The following is a 17,630-nucleotide window of genomic DNA, read 5'->3' as shown; positions in this document are numbered from 1 at the left end:
AGCTGTGTATAAGAGACAGCCTCCGTATGAGCGCCCCCACCCGCAGACTGACGACCGCCCAGGCGCTGGTCCGGTTCCTGTCCGCCCAGTACACCGAGCGGGACGGCGTGCGGCGCCGGCTGATCGCCGGGACCTGGGGCATCTTCGGCCATGGCAACGTCGCCGGGGTCGGCCAGGCGCTGCTGGAGGCGGGTGAGGAGGTCATGCCGTTCCACCAGGGCCGCAACGAGCAGTCCATGGTGCACGCGGCCGTCGGCTACGCCCGGCAGCTGAACCGCCTGTCCGCGCAGGCGGTGACGACCTCGATCGGCCCGGGCGCCACCAACCTGGTCACCGGCGCGGCCCTGGCGACGATCAACCGGCTGCCGGTGCTGCTGCTGCCCGGCGACTACTTCGCCTCACACGCCCCCGACCCGCTGCTCCAGCAGCTGGAGCACCCGGTCGAGGCCGACGTGTCGGTCAACGACACCCTGCGTCCGGTGTCGCGCTACTTCGACCGGGTCACCCGCCCCGAGGCACTGATCCCCTCGGCGCTCCAGGCGATGCGTGTGCTGGCCGACCCGGCCGAGACCGGCGCCGTCACCCTCGCCCTGCCGCAGGACGTACAGGCGGAGGCGTACGACTGGCCGGAGGAGTTCTTCGCCGAGCGCGTCTGGTACGTACGGCGTCCCGCGCCGGACCCGGTGGAGCTGACGGCAGCGGTCGAGGCGATCCGGTCGGCCGAGCGGCCGCTGATCGTGGCGGGCGGCGGCGTCCACCACAGCGAGGCCGAGGCGGCACTCAAGGCGTTCGTGGAGGCCACCGGCATCCCGGTCGCCTCCACCCAGGCCGGCAAGGGCTCTTTGCGCCACGACCACCCCGCCGACCTCGGCGGCGTCGGCCACACCGGGACGGCGGTCAGCGACGAACTCGCCCGCACCGCCGACCTGGTGATCGGAGTCGGCACCCGCTACACCGACTTCACCACCGCCTCCGGCACGCTCTTCCAGAATCCGGACGTGCGGTTCCTCAACCTCAACATCACCGGCTTCGACGCGCACAAGCTGGCGGCGCGGACGCTGGTGTGCGACGCGCGGTCCGGCCTGGAGAGGCTGCTGGAGGCGCTCTCGGGCCACCGCGTGAGCGAGGCGTACGAGGCCGGGTACCGCGCCGGCAAGGAGCGCTGGGAGGAGGTCGTCGAGGCCGCCTACCGGGCCGGCGACGAGAACGCGGTCCCGACGCAGACGCAGGTGCTCGGCGCGCTGGACGCGGCCGTCGGCGACGACGACGTGGTGATCAACGCGGCCGGTTCGCTCCCCGGCGACCTGCACAAGCTGTGGCGCTCGCGCAGCCCGCGCCAGTACCACCTGGAGTACGGCTACTCCTGCATGGGCTACGAGATCCCGGCCGGCATCGGCGTCCAGCAGGCCGCCCCGGGCACCCCGGTGTGGGCGCTGGTCGGTGACGGCACCTACCTGATGATGCCGACGGAGATCGTCACGGCCGTCCAGGAGGGCCTGCCGCTCAACATCGTCCTGATCCAGAACCACGGCTACGCCTCCATCGGCGGTCTGTCGCAGGAGACCGGCGGCGAGCGGTTCGGCACCGCCTACCGCTTCCGGGCCCCCGACGGCACCTTCACCGGCGCCCCGCTGCCCGTCGACCTGGCCGCCAACGCCGCCAGCCTCGGTATGGACGTGCTGCGCGCCAAGACCGTGCGTGAGCTGCGCGAGGCGCTCGCCGCGGCCCGTGCCTCGGACCGGCCGACGTGCGTGTACGTCGAAACCGACCCGGCGCCCACCGCTCCCCCGGCCGAGGCCTGGTGGGACGTGCCGGTGGCCGAGACCGCCTCCCGCGAGGCGGCCGTCGAGGCCCGCGAGCGCTACGACCGCCAGGTGGCGGACCGCCGCCGCCACCTCTGAACTCCCCCTGAACTCAAGCTTCACGAAAGGCCCCCCGCACCATGAAGACCATCACCCACTGGATCGACGGCAAGCCCGTCGAGGGCACCTCCGGCCGCTTCGGACCCGTCTACAACCCGGCGACCGGCACCCAGGAGAAGCAGGTCGCGTTCGCGTCCGTCGACGAGGTCGACACCGCGGTCGCCTCCGCCAGGGCCGCCTTCGAGAGCTGGGGCGAGTCCTCCCTGGCCAAGCGCACGGCGATCCTGTTCAAGTACCGCGAGCTGCTCGACGCCCACCGCGACGAGATCGCCGCGCTGATCACCGCCGAGCACGGCAAGGTGCACTCCGACGCGCTCGGCGAGGTCGCGCGCGGCATGGAGATCGTGGAGCTGGCGTGCGGGATCTCCGTCCAGCTCAAGGGCGAGCTGTCCACCCAGGTGTCCACCCGGGTCGACGTGGCCTCGATCCGCCAGCCGCTGGGCGTGGTCGCGGGCATCACGCCGTTCAACTTCCCGGCGATGGTGCCGATGTGGATGTTCCCGCTGGCCATCGCCTGCGGCAACACGTTCGTGCTGAAGCCGTCCGAGAAGGACCCGTCGGCCTCCCTCAGGCTCGCCGAGCTGGCCACGGAGGCCGGCCTGCCGGAGGGTGTCCTGAACGTCGTGCAGGGCGACAAGACGGCCGTGGACCGCATCCTGGAGCACCCGGACGTCGAGGCGGTGTCCTTCGTCGGCTCGACGCCGATCGCCAAGTACATCCAGTTGAAGGCCGTCGAGCACGGCAAGCGGGTGCAGGCCCTGGGCGGCGCCAAGAACCACATGCTGGTGCTGCCCGACGCCGACCTGGAACTCGCCGCCGACCAGGCGATCAACGCCGCGTACGGCTCCGCGGGCGAGCGCTGCATGGCCGTGTCGGTGGTCGTGGCCGTCGGTGACATCGGCGACGATCTCGTCGGCAAGATCGCCGAGCGGGCGAGGAACCTGAAGATCGGCCCGGGCAACGACCCGGCCTCCGAGATGGGTCCGCTGATCACCCGCGAGCACCGCGACAAGGTGGCGTCCTACGTGGCGTCGGCCGCCGAGCAGGGCGCCGAGGTCGTGGTCGACGGCACGGGCTTCTCGGTGGACGGCCACGAGAACGGCTTCTTCCTCGGAGTCTCCCTGCTGGACCGGGTGCCGCTGACGGCGGACGCGTACCAGGACGAGATCTTCGGCCCGGTGCTGGCGGTCGTACGGACGGAGACGTACGAGGAGGCCATCCGGCTGATCAACTCCTCCCGCTGGGGCAATGGCACCGCGATCTTCACCCGCGACGGCGGCGCCGCCCGCCGCTTCCAGCTGGAGGTCAAGGCGGGCATGGTCGGCGTCAACGTCCCGATCCCGGTCCCCGTCGGTTACCACTCCTTCGGCGGCTGGAAGGACTCCCTCTTCGGCGACCTGCACATCTACGGCAACGACGGTATCGCCTTCTACACCCAGGGCAAGGTCATCACCACCCGCTGGCCGGACCCGGCCGACGGCGGTATCAACCTCGGCTTCCCGAGCAACTCCTGACACCCGGAGGGGGGTTCATCCATGGCGAAGACCGGTGACCGGGCCCGCACCAAGGCGGCCTCCGCGCTCGGCTCGCTGGACTTCGCCCTGGACCGGGGCAGCCCCGTGCCGCTCTACCACCAGCTCGCGCAGCAGCTGGAGGCGGCGATCGGACACGGGGTCCTCGCCCCGGGGAACCTCCTGGGCAACGAGGTCGACCTGTCGGTGCGCCTCGGCCTGTCCCGCCCCACCGTCCGCCAGGCCATCCAGTCCCTCGTCGACAAGGGGCTGCTGGTCCGGCGGCGCGGGGTGGGCACGCAGGTGGTGCACAGCCAGGTCAGACGCCCACTGGAACTGAGCAGCCTCTACGACGACCTGGAGGCGGCGGGGCAGGGGCCGGCCACCGAGGTCGTGCGCAACGAGGTCGTCCCGGCCGCCTGCGACGTGGCCGCCGCTCTGGGGGTGCCGGAGGGCAGCGAGGTGACCGTCCTGGACCGGCTGCGCCTGACCCACGGCCGGCCGGTGGCGCTGCTCCGCAACTACCTGCCGGTCCCCCTGCTGGACCTCGACAGCGCTCGCCTGGAGTCGACCGGCCTGTACCGCGTGATGCGCTCGGCGGGCATCACGCTGCACAGCGCCCGCCAGACCGTGGGCGCCCGCGCGGCCACGGCGCAGGAGGCGGCCCGCCTGGACGAGTCGGCAGGGGCGGCACTGCTCACGATGCGGCGCACGGCGTACGACGACACGGGGCGGCCGGTCGAGTACGGAACGCACCTCTACCGGGCCTCGCTCTACACGTTCGACTTCCAGTTGCTGGTGAGGCCTTGACCCGCCCACGCATTCGGGTGCAGAGTCGTACATATACACCGTAAACGTACGGTGCCACCCGACGCGAGAGTGCTGGCATGGCCCGCAGGCGACAGTCGACGAACGCGCGAGGAGCCGGCTCCTCGTGGGCGCCCTCGACTGTCCTGGTCACCGGCGGGGCCGGTTTCATCGGCAGCCACACCTGTGTGGAACTGCTGGACCACGGCTACGAAGTGATCGTGGTCGACGACTACTCCAACAGCACACCGCAGGTCTTCGCCCGGGTGGAACGGATCGCCGGCCGCTTCGTCGGCGCCGTCTACGAGCTGGACATCCGTGATCGGCACGCCCTCTCGGCCGTCTTCGACCGACACTCCGTGGACGCCGTCGTGCACTTTGCCGCGCACAAGGCCGGGGGCCTGTCGACACGGATGCCCGTCACGTATTACGACACCAACGTCGGCGGCACCACCGCCCTGCTGCGGACCATGCACGAGCACGGGGTGCACCGGCTCCTCTACGCGTCCTCCTGCTGGCTCTACGGCGACGCCGGAGGCGGCCCGCTCGACGAGAACACCCGGATCCGGCCCGGGACGCCGTACGCGACCTCGAAGTGGATGTGCGAACAGATCCTCGCGGACGTGTGCCACCGTCATCCCGAGTACACCGTGCTGAGCCTGCGCTATCCCGTCCCGGCCGGGGCCCACCCCAGCGGGCTCATCGGCGAGGACCCGCGCCACACCGAGAACCTGCTGCCGCAGCTCGCCCAGGTGGCTGTCGGCCGACGCGACAAACTCTCCGTCTACGGTGACGACTACCCGACCCGCGACGGCACCGGGGTCCGGGACTATCTGCACGTCATGGACGCCGTCGAGGCGCACCGCGTCGCGCTGGACCACCTGGCAGGTCCGCCGGGCATGCAGGTGTACAACCTGGGGGCGGGCGCGGGAAGTTCGGTCCTCGACGTCATCGCGGCGTTCTCCCGGGCCAGCGGCAGGTCGATTCCGTACGACATCGCGCCGCGCCGGCCCGGAGACGTCGCCGAGCTGGTCGCCGACGCGACGGCCGTGGGGCGCGCCTGGGGCTGGCATCCCACCCGGGATCTCGCCGACGTCTGCCTGGACGCCTGGCGCTTCCAGCGGCTCAACCCGCACGGTTACGACGGCACCGCGCGGCGGCCGGAGACGAAGGAGTAGCCGCCGTGCGGCCCCCGCGGACCGGCAGAGGCGGCCCGGCTCGACGCCTGTCGGCCGGCTACCTCATGCTGGTCGTGATCCTCACTGTTCCGTACCTGTCCGTTCCCGCCCTGCGTACGCCGCTGTGGGCCCTCATCGGGGTGGCCGGGATCGCGGCCGTCCTGACCGGGGTGCGGGTCCACCACCCCCCTCGGGCCCGGCCGTGGCTGCTGCTCGCCGCCGGGCTGCTGGCCTTCACCGCGGGCGGCACCCTCTCCCACGCGCAGGAGGCCTACTTCTCCGCGTCGAACCCGTTCCCGTCCCCGGCGGACGCCTGCCGGCTCGCCGTGTTCCCACTGATCGCCATGGGCCTGACCGGTCTGCTGCGCTACCGCTGGACGGGCCGCGACCTGCCCGGCCTGCTCGACGCCCTGGTGATCACCGGCGGGCTCGCGCTGCCGGTGTGGGTCTACCTGGTGCAGCCGCTGGCCCGGCAGGAAGGTCTGACCTGGCAGCAGCGTGCGCTCAGCGTCGCCCTTCCACTCGGGGACATCCTGGTGCTGGCCCTGCTGGTCCGGCTGCTCTCACGCTGCCCCGCCGCCGGCGCCGACCGGGCCGGCCGGCTGCTCGTCCTGGGCGCGCTCATCCTGATCGGCTTCGACATCGCGCAGGGCTTCCTCCGGCTCAACGGCTCCTGGCAGGCGGGCACGCTGCCGGACTTCGGAGGCATCGCGTTCTGCACCGCCTGGGGCCTGGCCGCACTGCACCCCTCGATGGCCCGGCTGACCGCCCCGGACTCGCCGCCCCAGTCGCTGCTGCCGCCCCGCCGCCGGCTGCTGCTGCTCGCCGCCGCGACCCTGATCCCTCCCGTGATCCTCACTCACGAGGAGAGCGACGGCCTGGACTACGACGCGACAGTGCTGGCCGCGTTCTCCGGCACGCTGTTCCTGCTGGTGATCTTCCGGCTCACACTGATGGTCGTCGCCCATCACAGGGCCATGACGCGGGAGCTGGCCCTGCGCACCGCGGCCGCCTCTTTGATGGGGGCCTTCTGGCCGGAGGATGTCGCGCGGGCCTGCGACACGGCGGTCACGTCCCTGTTCGGATCGCAGCGCCGGCATGTCACCCTCCTGCTGTCGGCCGGAGAGGCCCGGGACCTGTACGCCCGGCTGGAGCGCCGCCCCGCCGGGGCCGACGACGCCGGCGCGCGGGGCGGGCCCGCCGCGGTGGCCCGCAGCCGCACGGTCATCGTCCCGTCCGCCGTGCTGGGACCAGAGCTCGCCGCCCGACTCGGCAAGCTGCCGGCCGCCCTGCTCTGCCCCTTGGTCCAGCCTGAGCAGCCGGCCGGCGGCGAGCTCCCGGGAGCGCTGCTGGCAGCCGGCTCCGAGCGGCAACTCGTCGAGATGCGGGGGTCCTTGGAGCTGCTCGCCTCACAGGCGGGGCTCACGACGGAACGCATCGCGCTGCGGCGGGAGGTCATTCGCAAGGAGAGCGAGGCCTACTTCCGCACCCTGGTGCACAACGCCTCGGACGTCATCCTCATCGTCGACGACGACACCACCGTCCGCTACGCCAGCCCGTCCGCGCCGACCGTGTTCGGCCGTACCGAACTCACCGGGACACGGCTGCCCGACCTGGTGGATCCCCGGGAACGGGACCGGGCCGCGCGGACCCTCGCGGCCACGGGCGAAAACGGCCCGCGGGAAGCGCACGACACCTGGCTGGTGCTCCGGGACACGGACCGTATCGAGGTGGAGGTGCGCTGCCGCGACCTGCGCCGGGACCCGACCGTGGGCGGCCTGGTCGTCACCCTGCGGGACGTCACCGAGCAGCGTCAGCTGGAGCACGAACTCACCCGGAGGGCCTTCCACGACTCCCTGACCGGCCTGCCCAACCGCGCTCTGCTGCTGGAGCGGACCGAGCGCGCGCTGCGCCGCGGCCACCGGGAGTCGACGACCACCTGTCTACTCTTCGTCGACCTGGACGACTTCAAGATCGTCAACGACACGCTCGGCCACGCGGTCGGCGACCGGCTGCTGTGCGCCGTGGCCGAGCGCCTGTCGGGGACGCTGCGCCGTACCGACACCGCGGCGCGGCTCGGCGGCGACGAGTTCGCCGTGCTGATCGAGAACGCGGAGCAGCCCCTCGACGCCGAAGTGCTGGCCGCCCACGTGGTCCGGACGCTGAGCCGGCCGTTCCATCTGGACGCGGAGGCGGTGAGCGTCTCGGCCAGCGTGGGCGTGGCCACGGCGGAGGACAGCACGAACGCCGGGGACCTGCTGGCACTGGCCGACCTGGCCCTCTACGCGGCCAAGACGTCCGGCAAGCGCACCTGGCGCCGGTTCCGGCCCCAGCAGCGGATTCGTGTGGTGGAGCGGCACGAGCTGCAGGCACGGCTCGACCGGGCCGTCAGCAAGGAGCAGTTCGGCGTGCGCTATCAGCCGGTGGTGGATATCGCGCGCGGCGACGTCGTGGGTTTCGAGGCCCTGGTCCGCTGGCCGGAGCTCGGTTCCGATCCGGTACCTCCGGGGCAGTTCATCCCGCTCGCCGAGGAGACCGGGCACATCTCGGCGCTGGGCGCCTGGGTGCTGCGCAGGGCCACGGCCGACCTCGCCCGGCTCCAGCACCGCACGCAGGGGTTCGACCCGCCGTACCTCAGCGTCAACGTGTCGGCCCGGCAGTGGCGGGACACCAGCTTCCTGGACGAGGTGTGCACCGCCCTGGACACCACCGGCCTCGCCGCGGGCACCCTGCAGCTGGAACTCACCGAGTCGGTGCTCATGCGGCGGACCGAGCAGATCGATGCGCAGATCCAGGCGCTGAAGGAACGCGGGGTGCGCATCGCGGTCGACGACTTCGGCACCGGGTTCTCCTCGCTCCGCTATCTCCGTGACTTCCCCATCGACGTACTGAAGATCGACAAGTCGTTCATCGACGGCATCCCGCAGGACCCCCAGCAGGTGGCCCTGGTGGAGGGCATCGTCCATCTCGCCGACACCCTGGGCCTCCAGGTGATCGCCGAGGGCATCGAGGAGGAGCCGCAGCAGGAACTGCTGGCGGACATCGGATGCCGGTACGGGCAGGGCTTCCTGTTCGCCCGTCCCTTGACGCTGGAGCGAGGCGAGGCCGTGCTGCGGCAGCGGAACGACGGTCGGCGGGCGGCCGGTTGAAGACGAGAACCGCCGGCTTCACCACCGGGCCCCCGGGCTTCGCCGACTCCACAGGGACGCCGGCGACAGTCCGAACGCCGTCTCCACCAGCGCGATGTGGCTGAACGCCTTGGGCGCGTTGCCCAGTTGGCGGCCCGCGACCGGGTCCCACTGCTCGGCCAGCAGACCGACGTCGTTGCGGGTGGCGAGGACCCGTTCGAAGGCCTCCTGGGCCTGTCGGCGATGCCCTGTGGCGGCGAGGGCGTCGGCGTACCAGAGGGAGCAGGAGACGAACGTGCCCTCCGCGTCGTCCGGTTCACCCGGCCCGGCGCCCTGTGTGTACCGCCGGATGAACCCCCCGTGATCGAGCCGGCTCAGTGCGCGCACGGTGGCACTCACCCGCTCGTCGCGGGCGGGCAGGAACCCGACCCGGGGGATGAGCAGCGCCGAGGCGTCCAGGCCGGGTGCGCCGTAGGACTGCACGAAGGACCGCTGGGCGGTGTCCCAGCCCTCCCGGCAGACCTCCCGGTGCACCTCGTCGCGCATGGCCCGCCACTGCCCGGAGGAGCCGTTGCGCCCGAGCAGCTCGCCCATGCGCAGGGCGCGGTCGGCGGCCACCCACGTCATGACCTTGGAGTGCACGAACTGCCGTCGCCGGCCGCCCACCTGCCACAGGCCCTGGTCCGGTTCGCGCCAGTGCCGCAGCAGGAAGCCCATGAGCGACTCGACCAGCTCCCACACGTGGGCCGGCATCGGGATCCCGGCGCGCAGCGACAGCCACAGCGTGTCCATGACTTCGCCGTACAGGTCCAACTGGAAGCAGCTGACCGCCGAGGTTCCGAACCGCACGGGCCGGGAGCCCTCGTACCCGGGCAGCCAGGGTGCCTCGGTCTCGGGCAGCAGCCGCTGTCCCTTGACGCCGTAGACCGTCTGCAGGTCGGCGGGATCACCGGCGACGGCCCGCACCAGCCAGTCCAGCCAGGCCGTGGCCTCGTCCCGGTATCCACTGCGCAGCAGGCAGGACAGGGTCCGGCTGGAGTCGCGCAGCCAGCAGAACCGGTAGTCCCAGTTGCTCTCACCGCCGATGTGTCCGGGCAGCGAGGTGGTGGGGGCGGCGACGATGCCGCCCGTGGGGGCGTAGGTGAGGGCCTTGAGGGTGATGAGGGAACGCACCACCGCGTCCCGCCACGGTCCCTGGTAGCGGCACTGGGCGACCCAGCGGCGCCAGAAGTCGACGGTCTCCTTCACGGCGGTCTCCGCCGGGACGGACATGGGTGAGGGAGGGGCGGTGCGGTACGAGGGGGTCCACCCCAGGGTGAGGGCCAGCCGGCGCCCGGCCGTGACGGTGAATTCCCAGACGGTGGCGTCCTGGTCGCCCCGGTCCCGCACCTGGCCTTCGGCGCCGAGCCAGACGGCGTCCGGGCCGGCGACCGCGACGGTGCAGTGGCCGACGTCCCGGACCCAGGGCACGATCCGGCCCTGGTGGAAGCGGAGCCGCAGGTCGCTGCGCAGGTCCACGGTGCCCGAAAGGCCCTCGACGAGCCGGACGATACAGGGCACGTCGGCGCGCGGAGGCATGAGGTCGGTGACGCGCACCGTCCCCGTGGGGGTCTCCCACACGGAGTCGAGGACCAGCGTGTCGGCGCGATAGGAGCGGCGCGTGCACAGGCCGCCCGAGACGGGGGCCAGACCCCAGTGTCCGTTGTCCTCGGTGCCCAGCAGGGCCGCCAGGCAGGCCGGGGAGTCGAAGCGTGGCAGGCAGAGCCAGTCGATCGACCCGTCCCGGCCGACCATGGCGGCCGTCTCCAGATCGCTGACGAGGGCGTATTCCTCGATGGGTGCATTCATGATCGGGGCTACGCCGTCGTGCACTTTGCCTCCTTCCACGGTAACGCGGACGAAGCGCCCCGCACAGGCCTCCCCGGCCACGGAAAACGCTCAGCTCTTGACCGCGGGGACAAAAGGGGCAAGATGTACGTATACGGCGTAAATATATGGCGTCTCCTCCACGGGAACGCTCCACCGGAAGACACGGCATCATGAAAAATACGCACTACCCGACCGAGCACCCCTCCTTCGTCGCCCAGGCCGACGTCAACGGCTCCGGCCACACCGACCGGGCCGCGCACCCGCTGCGCCGGGCCGGGGACCGCCCGCCGGCCCGCGCCACCGTGAGCCTGGTCGTCCCCGCCCGCAACGAGGCGCGCAACATCCCCTGGGTCTTCGAGCAGATCCCGGACTGCGTCGACGAGGTCATCCTGGTCGACGGGGACTCCGTCGACTGCACCGTGCACATGGCGACCCGGTGCCTGCCGACCGTCCGCCACGTCGAGCAGAGCGGCCCGGGCAAGGGCAACGCCCTGCGCACCGGCTTCCTCTCCGCGACCGGCGACCACATCGTGATGATGGACGCGGACGGCAGCATGCTGCCCGGGGAGATCCCGCACTACCTGCACTTCCTCGACAACGGCTTCGACTTCGTCAAGGGCTCCCGGTTCATCGCGGGCGGCGGCTCCCTCGACATCACCCGCATCCGGCGGCTCGGAAACCAGGTGCTGCTCACCGCCGTGAACCACCTCTACGACGCCAAGCTGACGGACCTGTGCTACGGGTTCTGCGCCTTCCGCCGCGACTTCCTCGACGACCTCGACCTGCACTCCTCGGGGTTCGAGATCGAGACCGAGATGATCGCGCACGCCCTGCGTTCGGGACTGCGCATCGCCGAGGTCCCGAGCCTCGAACTGCCCCGCCGCAGCGGACGTTCCAACCTGCACGCGATCTCGGACGGCCGCCGGGTGCTGCGCACCCTGCTGTCCGAGCGGCCCGGGGCCCGGCCCACCCCACGGGCCGCGGGGAGTCCGGCATGAGTGTCACCCGGCGTCCGGCTGCCGCTTCCCGCCCCCCGGCGAGGGACCCGGGCCCGGCCGGACCTGCGTACGCGCCGGTCGCGGTCGTCGACATGGATCTGACACGACCCTACGAGTTCCGCCGACCCGGGGGCCCGGGACCGGTCCGCCCGACGGCGCCGGTGCTGGCCCTGGTGCGGCTGCGCGGCCGACCCCTGGGGCTGGTCACGGCAGCCGGCGAAGAGGGCGGCGCGCCCGAGGACCTGTGGCGGTCGGCGGCGGACACGGCACGGCGGCGGTTCCTGCTCCCGCGCGGGGCGAATCCCACCCGGGCACCCGTGCTCGCACCGCCGTACATGAGCGTGATCATCGCGACGCACAACCGGCCACGGATGCTCCGGGAGTGCCTGAACTCCCTGCTGCGGGTGGACTACCCGCACTTCGAGGTGATCGTCGTGGACAACGCCCCGGCCGACGACTCGGCCGAACGGCTGGTCCGCGACGCGTACGGGGGCCGGGTCCGCTACGTCCGGGAGCCGGCGGCCGGCCTGGCCCACGCGCACAACCGGGGCCTGGCCGCCGCCCGCGGCGAGATCGCCGCCTTCACCGACGACGACACCCTGGTCGACCCGGGCTGGCTCGCCGCGATCGCGGACGGCTTCGGCCAGGGCCCCGGAGTCGGCTGCGTCACCGGACTCATCGTCCCGGCCGAACTGGAGACCGCGGCCCAGGCGGCACTGGAGCGCCATGGCGGTTTCGCCAAGGGGTACGCACCGCGCACCTGGTCCCTGCGCCACCCGCCGAAGGACCCCCTGTTCCCGTTCACGGCGGGGCGCTTCGGCTCCGGCACCAACATGGCCTTCCGGATGTCCGCGCTGCGGGCGCTGGGCGGCTTCGACCCGGCCACGGGCACCGGAACCCCCGCCCACGGCGGCGACGACCTGCTCGCGTTCTTCCGGGTCCTGACGGCCGGTCACACCCTGGCCTACCAGCCGGACGCGATCGTCTGGCACCGCCACCGCCGTACGCGAGACGCCCTGGACGCCCAGGCGTTCGGCTACGGCGCCGGGCTGGGCGCGTACCTCACCGGTGCTCTGGTGAACGAGCCCCGCATGATCCCGGCCCTGCTGCGCAGGCTGCCCCGGGGGATCCGGTACGCGCTGGCCCGGGCGCACCGCACAGCGGAGGCGGACACGACTCGGTCGCGACGGCTCGCCCGCCTGGAACTGCGCGGCCTGCTGTACGGGCCGGTCGGCTATCTGCGCAGCCGCCGCCGGAACCACACCGGCAGCGCCGGGGTCTGAGGAGAGACCGTGCACACGACCCAGGAGACAAGGCCCCAGGAGACGGACGACAGGCTTGAGGCCACCGTTGCACCCGGCCGGGGGCGGTCACTGACCACGGCGGTCCGTGCCGGGATCGCCCGTGTCCTGCCGAGCGAGCCGCTGGTGCGCAACGGCCATCTGCTGGCGATCAGTTCCCTGGTCAACGCGGGAGTCGGCGCGATCTTCTGGCTTTTCGCCACCCACTGGTACGACGACGAGGTCGTGGGCGTGAGCTACTCCGCCCTGTCCGCTTCCCTGCTGCTGGCCAACATCGGACAGCTCAACCTCAACGACTTCCTGATCCGGTTCCTGCCGTGCTCGGGGCGGCAGACCCGCAGACTTCTGCTCACCTGCTATGCGGTGACCGCCTCGTGGAGCGCCCTGGTCTGCCTCGTCTTCGTCCTCCTCGTCCCCGCCCTCTCGCCCGAACTGGCCTTCCTGCGCGACCCCCTGGTCGCCGTCTGGTTCGTGGCGGCGACCGCCGCGTACACCATCTTCGTCCTCCAGGACGGGGCACTGACGGCGATGCGCCGCCCGGGCTGGGTCGTGGCGGAGAACATGGTCTTCGCCTTCGTCAAGATCGCGCTGCTCGCCGGTGGTGCGCTCCTGGCCCTGAAGACCGGGATCCTCCTGTCCTGGGCGGGGGCCCTGCTCGTCTCCCTCCTCGTGGCCAACTACCTCCTGCTGCGACGGGCGGTGCCGCGCCACGAGAAGGAGAACCCGGACGCCGTGCGCCCGCCGCGGCTGCTCAGCTACGCGGCGGCCGACTACACGGGCTCCCTGTTCCGGATGGCCGCCTACACGCTCGTGCCCCTGATGGTGCTGAGCGCCCTCGGAGCGAAGCAGAGCGCCTATTTCTCGCTCGCCTGGATCATCGGCTACGTGCTGTTCCTGGTGGTGCGCAACATGGGCAGCTCGCTGGTCGTCGAGGCGGTGCGCCGCCCCGAACGGCTCGCGGAGCACGGGCTGCGGGTGCTGCGCCACTCCGGGATGATGCTGGCCGCCGGTGTCGCCGTGATCGTCGCCGCGGCCCCCTGGATCCTGAAGCTGTTCGGGCCCGGCTACGCCGAGAACGGCACCACCCTGCTGCGTCTGCTGGCCCTCTCCGCACTGCCCAACCTGGTGTTCAGCGTGGCCGTGGACGTGTTGCGGGCCCGACGCCGCATGCGCCTGGTTGTAGGGCTTCAGATCGCCCTGTGCGTGCTGGTGCTGGGCATGGTCCAGCTCCTGCTGCCGGTGTTCGGCGTGACGGGTGCCGGTATCGCCTGGCTGACGGCGGAGTGCCTGATCGCCGTGCCCCTGCTGATCTGGCGGTCCCGCTGGCTGGTCCCCGCATCCGGGACGCACCTCACGACCTCCGGGAGAACCTCATGAACACCGCACCCAGCCTCTCGGTCGTCGTGTGCGCCTACACGCTCGACCGCTGGGAGGATCTGCAGGCCGCCATCACCTCCGTCCAGGCCCAGCGCCGTCCGCCGGACGACGTCGTGCTGGTCGTCGACCACTGCCCGGAACTCCACCGGCTCGCAGGCCGCCTGCTGCACGGTGTCCGGGTGCTGCCCAACCAGCAGCGCAAGGGCCTGTCCGGCGCCCGGAACACCGGCGTCGAGGCGGCCGTCGGGGACGTGGTGGCCTTCCTCGACGACGACGCGACCGCCCACCCCTCATGGGCGGACCGCCTGCTGGCCGACTACCGCGACCCTCGGGTCCTCGGGGTCGGCGGGCTCGTCGTCCCCTGGTGGGAGACGGGCCGGCCCGCCTGGTTCCCCCCGGAGTTCGACTGGGTGGTCGGCTGCTCGTACCGCGGTCTGCCCGAAGAGCGCGCGCCGATCCGCAACTTCATCGGGGCCAACATGTCCTTTCGCAAGGACGCTCTCCACGCGGCCGGCGGCTTCCGCACGGACCTGGGGCGGGTGGGCACGCGGCCCCTGGGCTGCGAGGAGACGGAACTGTGCCTGCGCATCAGCTCCCGCCGCCCGGACGCCGTTCTGCTCTACGACCCCTCGGCGGCCGTCCGGCACCGGGTCCCCGCCGCCCGCGCCATGTGGTCGTACTTCCGGTCGCGCTGCTACGCCGAAGGACTCTCCAAAGCCCTCGTGGCCCGGTACACCGACGGCCACGGAGCCCTGTCCAGCGAGCGCGCCTACCTCACGTCGACCATCCCCCGGGCCTTCCGTGAGGCCCTGCGCCCGGGCCGGCCCGCTCCGGTGCGTACCGCCCTCGCTCTGGCCCTCGGTGTCGGCGCCACCGCCCTCGGATACGTCGTGGGCTCGGTGCGCGCCCGGGGCACCGCCGTCCCCGCCACCGGACCGGTCGACCACGCAGCCGTGAAGGGGAGCCCGGCATGACGTACCAGCCCGTCCCCGTGTTCCTGTACCACTCGGTGTCGGCCGATCCGCCCTCGTGGATCGCCCCGTTCACCGTGTGCCCGCGTGTCTTCGCCGAGCAGCTCGACCTCCTCGCGGACAGCGGTCTCGAGGTCGTCCCGCTGCGGCGCCTGATCGCCGCGCTGCGCGGCGGTCCACCGCTTCCGGCCCGGTCCGCGGTGCTGACCTTCGACGACGGGTTCGCCGACTTCCACTCCACCGTGGCCCCGCTGCTCGCCGCCCGGGGACTGCCGGCGACCCTCTACGTCACCACCGGTGCGCTGGGCGGCCCGTCCTGGCCCCCGGAGCACGGCAGCCTGCTTCCGCCCGCCCCGATGCTGACCTGGCGTCAGGTACGGGAGCTGGACCAGTTCGTCGAGATCGGTGGGCACACCCGGACCCACCCGCAGCTGGACGCCCTGCGCCGACAGGCCGTCCAGGAGGAGGTCCGGGGGTGCAAGGCCCGTCTCGAGGACGCCCTAGGGCATCGCGTCGATGCCTTCGCCTACCCCCACGGCTACTCCAGCCGTACGGTCCGCCGAGTGGTGGACGAGGCGGGCTGGACCTCGGCCGCGGCCGTCCGGTACGGCTTCAGCTCCGGCGCGGACGAACCCCTGCGCATCGCCCGGCTGATGGTGCGCACCGACACCTGCCGGGACCGCTTCCTGGCCTGGGCCCAGGGGGCGGGCGCACCCGTGGCCCCGTTTCCCGAGCGCGTCGGCACCAAGGCCTGGCGCGGCTACCGGCGGCTGCGGGCGGGCATCGACCACCGCCACCCGTCGCTGCCCACGCCCGTTCGATGACGGCCCGTCAGTCCTGCCAGACACGCACCCAGTCCACCGTCATCCGGGCCGAGTCCACCGAGGAGGGCGGCGACTGCGGCACTCCGACGGCGAGATTGACCAGGACCTCCATGGGCACGTGCGGGATCCGCTCCGGCTCGGTCAGCCGGAAACGCCGGGTCCCGTCGACGTACCAGCTCACCTCGTCGGGGGTCCAGAGCATGGCGAAGACGTGGTGCTCGTCCGGGAACGGGACGGGGCCGTAGGTGCCGCGGGCCCGCTGGTCGCCGTCGGGGCCGCGCCAGTGCGCGTACATGAAGACCCGGTCGGTCCCTCCGAGGAACTCCATGATGTCGAGCTCGGGGGGCGTGAACTTGGACGCGGGCATCATCCAGAACGCCGGGAACATGCCCGCCTGTTCGGGGATGCGGATGGACGCCTCGAAGTATCCGTAGGTGAAGACGTGCCGGGGGTCGCCGTACCAGTCGTCCCGGCCGGTCGAGATCATGCCGGAGCGCCAGGGGTACGTCCTGCCGTCGCTGGCCCGTGTCTCACGCCGCTCGGCGTCCAGGCGGAGCAGGCCGTCGCGGACGGACACCTGGCCGGGCAGGTACCACTGCTCCTCGTCGTTGCCGCTGTTGGTGCAGCCGTCCTCGTTCCAGTCGTAGCAGGTCGCCCAGCGGTCGGTGTCGAGTTCCGAGCCGTCGAACTCGTCGTGGAACGTCAGTTTCCAGTCCTGCGGCACGGCCTTCGGCCGGGACACGTCCGCGTCCGGCTCGGTGGCAGTGCAGCCCAGGGCCAGCACCAGTGCCAGCGCGGCCAGGGCGGGGCGCAGTCGTCGCGCGCGCACGGGGCTACCGCCGTTTCCCGGCCGTCACGGCGGCGGTGAGGCGACGGGCGGCGAAGCCGGTGCCGGTGACGAACCGCAGCAGCGGTCCGAAACTCGGGGCCGCCGCGAGCCCGGTGAAGTACAGGCCGGGCGTCGAGGACTCGAACCCGGAGGTCAGCACCGGCGCTCCGGCGAAGACCCGCAGCGACTGCCTCGGGCCCGGATCGAGGAGGTCCGGGCGGCGGATGTCGACCCGGTAGCCCGTGGCGGCCAGGACGTGGTCGACCACGATGTCCTCCGGCCGGCCGTACTCGTCGAGCAGCCGCATCCGGACCACCCCGTACCCCGGCTCGGCGCAGACCAGCGTGCGGCCGCACAGCACCGGGAACCGGCCGGCCGCCCGCTCCTTCAACCACCAGGCCCCGGACGGTCGCGGTACGGTGCGCAGCAACTCCATGCGCAGCGGCGCGGGGAGGCTGCGGTAGGCCGTCCCGCCCCGGCTGACGGCAGCCGGCAGCGGACGTCCGGGACCGAGTGGGGAGCCGGGCACCGGCAGCCGGGACCGGTCGCCCCTTCCGCTCGGCGGCGGGTCGAAGACCACGGCCGGCGTGCGGGCCACGACGGTGGGCCGGGCCCGGGCCTCGAGCATGCCGTCGGGCATGTGGGCCCGCCACGACTCCATGGTCTGACCGAAGACACGCGGCCGTACCCGGGCGGCCCGCAGGTGGCAGGCGGTGGCCAGGCCGTACGGGCCGGCTCCGACGACGGCGACGGCGACGGCGACGGCGACGGCGACGGTGACCCGGTCGTTCGGCGGGCGGGGGCCCCGCGGCCGCGTGGGCGCGGTGCCGGGTTTCGTCCGTGGCGTGGTGCCGCCCGGTTCGTGAGGGGTGTCCGGTTCGTGAGGGGTGTCCGTCGCCGGGGCGGGCCGGGTGC

The 17,630-nt window shown here is 72.4% G+C and carries 12 protein-coding genes and 1 pseudogene; 10 read left to right on the top strand and 3 right to left on the bottom strand.

Translation table 11 applies throughout. From position 1 onward, the window contains the following. The first annotated feature begins 26 nt into the window (after positions 1-26). The 5 genes from iolD (at position 27) to C1J00_RS20735 (ending at position 8,567) form a co-directional block, all read left to right on the top strand. Positions 27-1,901, top strand: coding sequence for a 3D-(3,5/4)-trihydroxycyclohexane-1,2-dione acylhydrolase (decyclizing) (iolD, locus tag C1J00_RS20755; protein ID WP_102910565.1), 1,875 nt, complete (start codon positions 27-29; stop codon positions 1,899-1,901). Positions 1,902-1,942: 41 nt separating this feature from the next. After that, a complete protein-coding gene (locus tag C1J00_RS20750; protein WP_102910564.1) occupies positions 1,943-3,436 on the top strand; it encodes a CoA-acylating methylmalonate-semialdehyde dehydrogenase in 1,494 nt (497 codons plus the stop codon). Positions 3,437-3,457: 21 nt separating this feature from the next. Then, entirely contained in the window at positions 3,458-4,243 is a 786-nt protein-coding gene (locus C1J00_RS20745; RefSeq protein ID WP_102910563.1) for a GntR family transcriptional regulator, read from the top strand. A 77-nt stretch (positions 4,244-4,320) separates the two neighbouring features. Next, positions 4,321-5,418: a UDP-glucose 4-epimerase GalE gene (gene galE / locus C1J00_RS20740; RefSeq protein ID WP_102910562.1), complete on the top strand. Its 1,098-nt coding sequence runs from the start codon at positions 4,321-4,323 to the stop codon at positions 5,416-5,418. Positions 5,419-5,423: 5 nt separating this feature from the next. Continuing rightward, complete coding sequence (locus C1J00_RS20735; RefSeq protein ID WP_342751731.1) at positions 5,424-8,567, top strand: putative bifunctional diguanylate cyclase/phosphodiesterase; 3,144 nt, start codon at positions 5,424-5,426, stop codon at positions 8,565-8,567. Positions 8,568-8,585: 18 nt separating this feature from the next. On the opposite strand, the gene C1J00_RS20730 is transcribed toward C1J00_RS20735, so the two are convergent. Beyond that, positions 8,586-10,394: a glycoside hydrolase family 15 protein gene (locus tag C1J00_RS20730; RefSeq protein WP_102910568.1), complete on the bottom strand. Its 1,809-nt coding sequence runs from the start codon at positions 10,392-10,394 to the stop codon at positions 8,586-8,588. 191 nt (positions 10,395-10,585) lie between these two features. On the opposite strand from C1J00_RS20730, the gene C1J00_RS20725 reads away from it, so the two are divergent. The 5 genes from C1J00_RS20725 (at position 10,586) to C1J00_RS20705 (ending at position 15,886) form a co-directional block, all read left to right on the top strand. Further along, the gene (locus C1J00_RS20725; protein ID WP_102910561.1) at positions 10,586-11,413 is read left to right on the top strand and encodes a glycosyltransferase family 2 protein; all 828 of its coding nucleotides are present in this window, start codon (positions 10,586-10,588) and stop codon (positions 11,411-11,413) included. 92 nt (positions 11,414-11,505) lie between these two features. After that, the gene (locus C1J00_RS20720) at positions 11,506-12,696 is read left to right on the top strand and encodes a glycosyltransferase family 2 protein (protein ID WP_245936427.1); all 1,191 of its coding nucleotides are present in this window, start codon (positions 11,506-11,508) and stop codon (positions 12,694-12,696) included. Between the two features lie 9 nt (positions 12,697-12,705). After that, complete coding sequence (locus C1J00_RS20715; RefSeq protein ID WP_102910559.1) at positions 12,706-14,091, top strand: lipopolysaccharide biosynthesis protein; 1,386 nt, start codon at positions 12,706-12,708, stop codon at positions 14,089-14,091. After that, a complete protein-coding gene (locus C1J00_RS20710) occupies positions 14,088-15,065 on the top strand; it encodes a glycosyltransferase family 2 protein (protein ID WP_102910558.1) in 978 nt (325 codons plus the stop codon). The genes C1J00_RS20715 and C1J00_RS20710 overlap by 4 nt, the downstream gene beginning before the upstream one ends. Further along, positions 15,062-15,886 (top strand): polysaccharide deacetylase family protein, encoded by an 825-nt coding sequence (locus C1J00_RS20705; RefSeq protein ID WP_180989626.1) that lies wholly within the window; start codon positions 15,062-15,064, stop codon positions 15,884-15,886. Before C1J00_RS20710 ends, C1J00_RS20705 begins: the two co-directional genes overlap by 4 nt. A gap of 7 nt (positions 15,887-15,893) precedes the next feature. Here C1J00_RS20705 and C1J00_RS20700 read toward each other — a convergent pair whose 3' ends face one another. Both C1J00_RS20700 and C1J00_RS20695 read right to left on the bottom strand, forming a co-directional pair. Continuing rightward, positions 15,894-16,715: a glycoside hydrolase family 16 protein gene (locus tag C1J00_RS20700; protein WP_102910557.1), complete on the bottom strand. Its 822-nt coding sequence runs from the start codon at positions 16,713-16,715 to the stop codon at positions 15,894-15,896. A 4-nt stretch (positions 16,716-16,719) separates the two neighbouring features. Further along, positions 16,720-17,630: pseudogene (locus C1J00_RS20695) on the bottom strand (hypothetical protein); the annotation flags it as partial.

Source organism: Streptomyces cahuitamycinicus (assembly GCF_002891435.1).
Taxonomy (GTDB): Bacteria; Actinomycetota; Actinomycetes; order Streptomycetales; family Streptomycetaceae; genus Streptomyces; species Streptomyces cahuitamycinicus.
This window is presented reverse-complemented; position numbering and strand designations above follow the sequence as displayed.

Excerpts from the sequence above, each read along its gene's own strand:
- iolD (WP_102910565.1), top strand. The coding sequence starts at position 27 with ATGAGCGCCCCCACCCGCAGACTGACGACCGCCCAGGCGCTGGTCCGG.
- C1J00_RS20750 (WP_102910564.1), top strand. The coding sequence starts at position 1,943 with ATGAAGACCATCACCCACTGGATCGACGGCAAGCCCGTCGAGGGCACC.
- C1J00_RS20745 (WP_102910563.1), top strand. The coding sequence starts at position 3,458 with ATGGCGAAGACCGGTGACCGGGCCCGCACCAAGGCGGCCTCCGCGCTC.
- galE (WP_102910562.1), top strand. The coding sequence starts at position 4,321 with ATGGCCCGCAGGCGACAGTCGACGAACGCGCGAGGAGCCGGCTCCTCG.
- C1J00_RS20730 (WP_102910568.1), bottom strand. The coding sequence starts at position 10,394 with ATGAATGCACCCATCGAGGAATACGCCCTCGTCAGCGATCTGGAGACG.
- C1J00_RS20725 (WP_102910561.1), top strand. The coding sequence starts at position 10,586 with ATGAAAAATACGCACTACCCGACCGAGCACCCCTCCTTCGTCGCCCAG.
- C1J00_RS20720 (WP_245936427.1), top strand. The coding sequence starts at position 11,506 with ATGGATCTGACACGACCCTACGAGTTCCGCCGACCCGGGGGCCCGGGA.
- C1J00_RS20710 (WP_102910558.1), top strand. The coding sequence starts at position 14,088 with ATGAACACCGCACCCAGCCTCTCGGTCGTCGTGTGCGCCTACACGCTC.
- C1J00_RS20705 (WP_180989626.1), top strand. The coding sequence starts at position 15,062 with ATGACGTACCAGCCCGTCCCCGTGTTCCTGTACCACTCGGTGTCGGCC.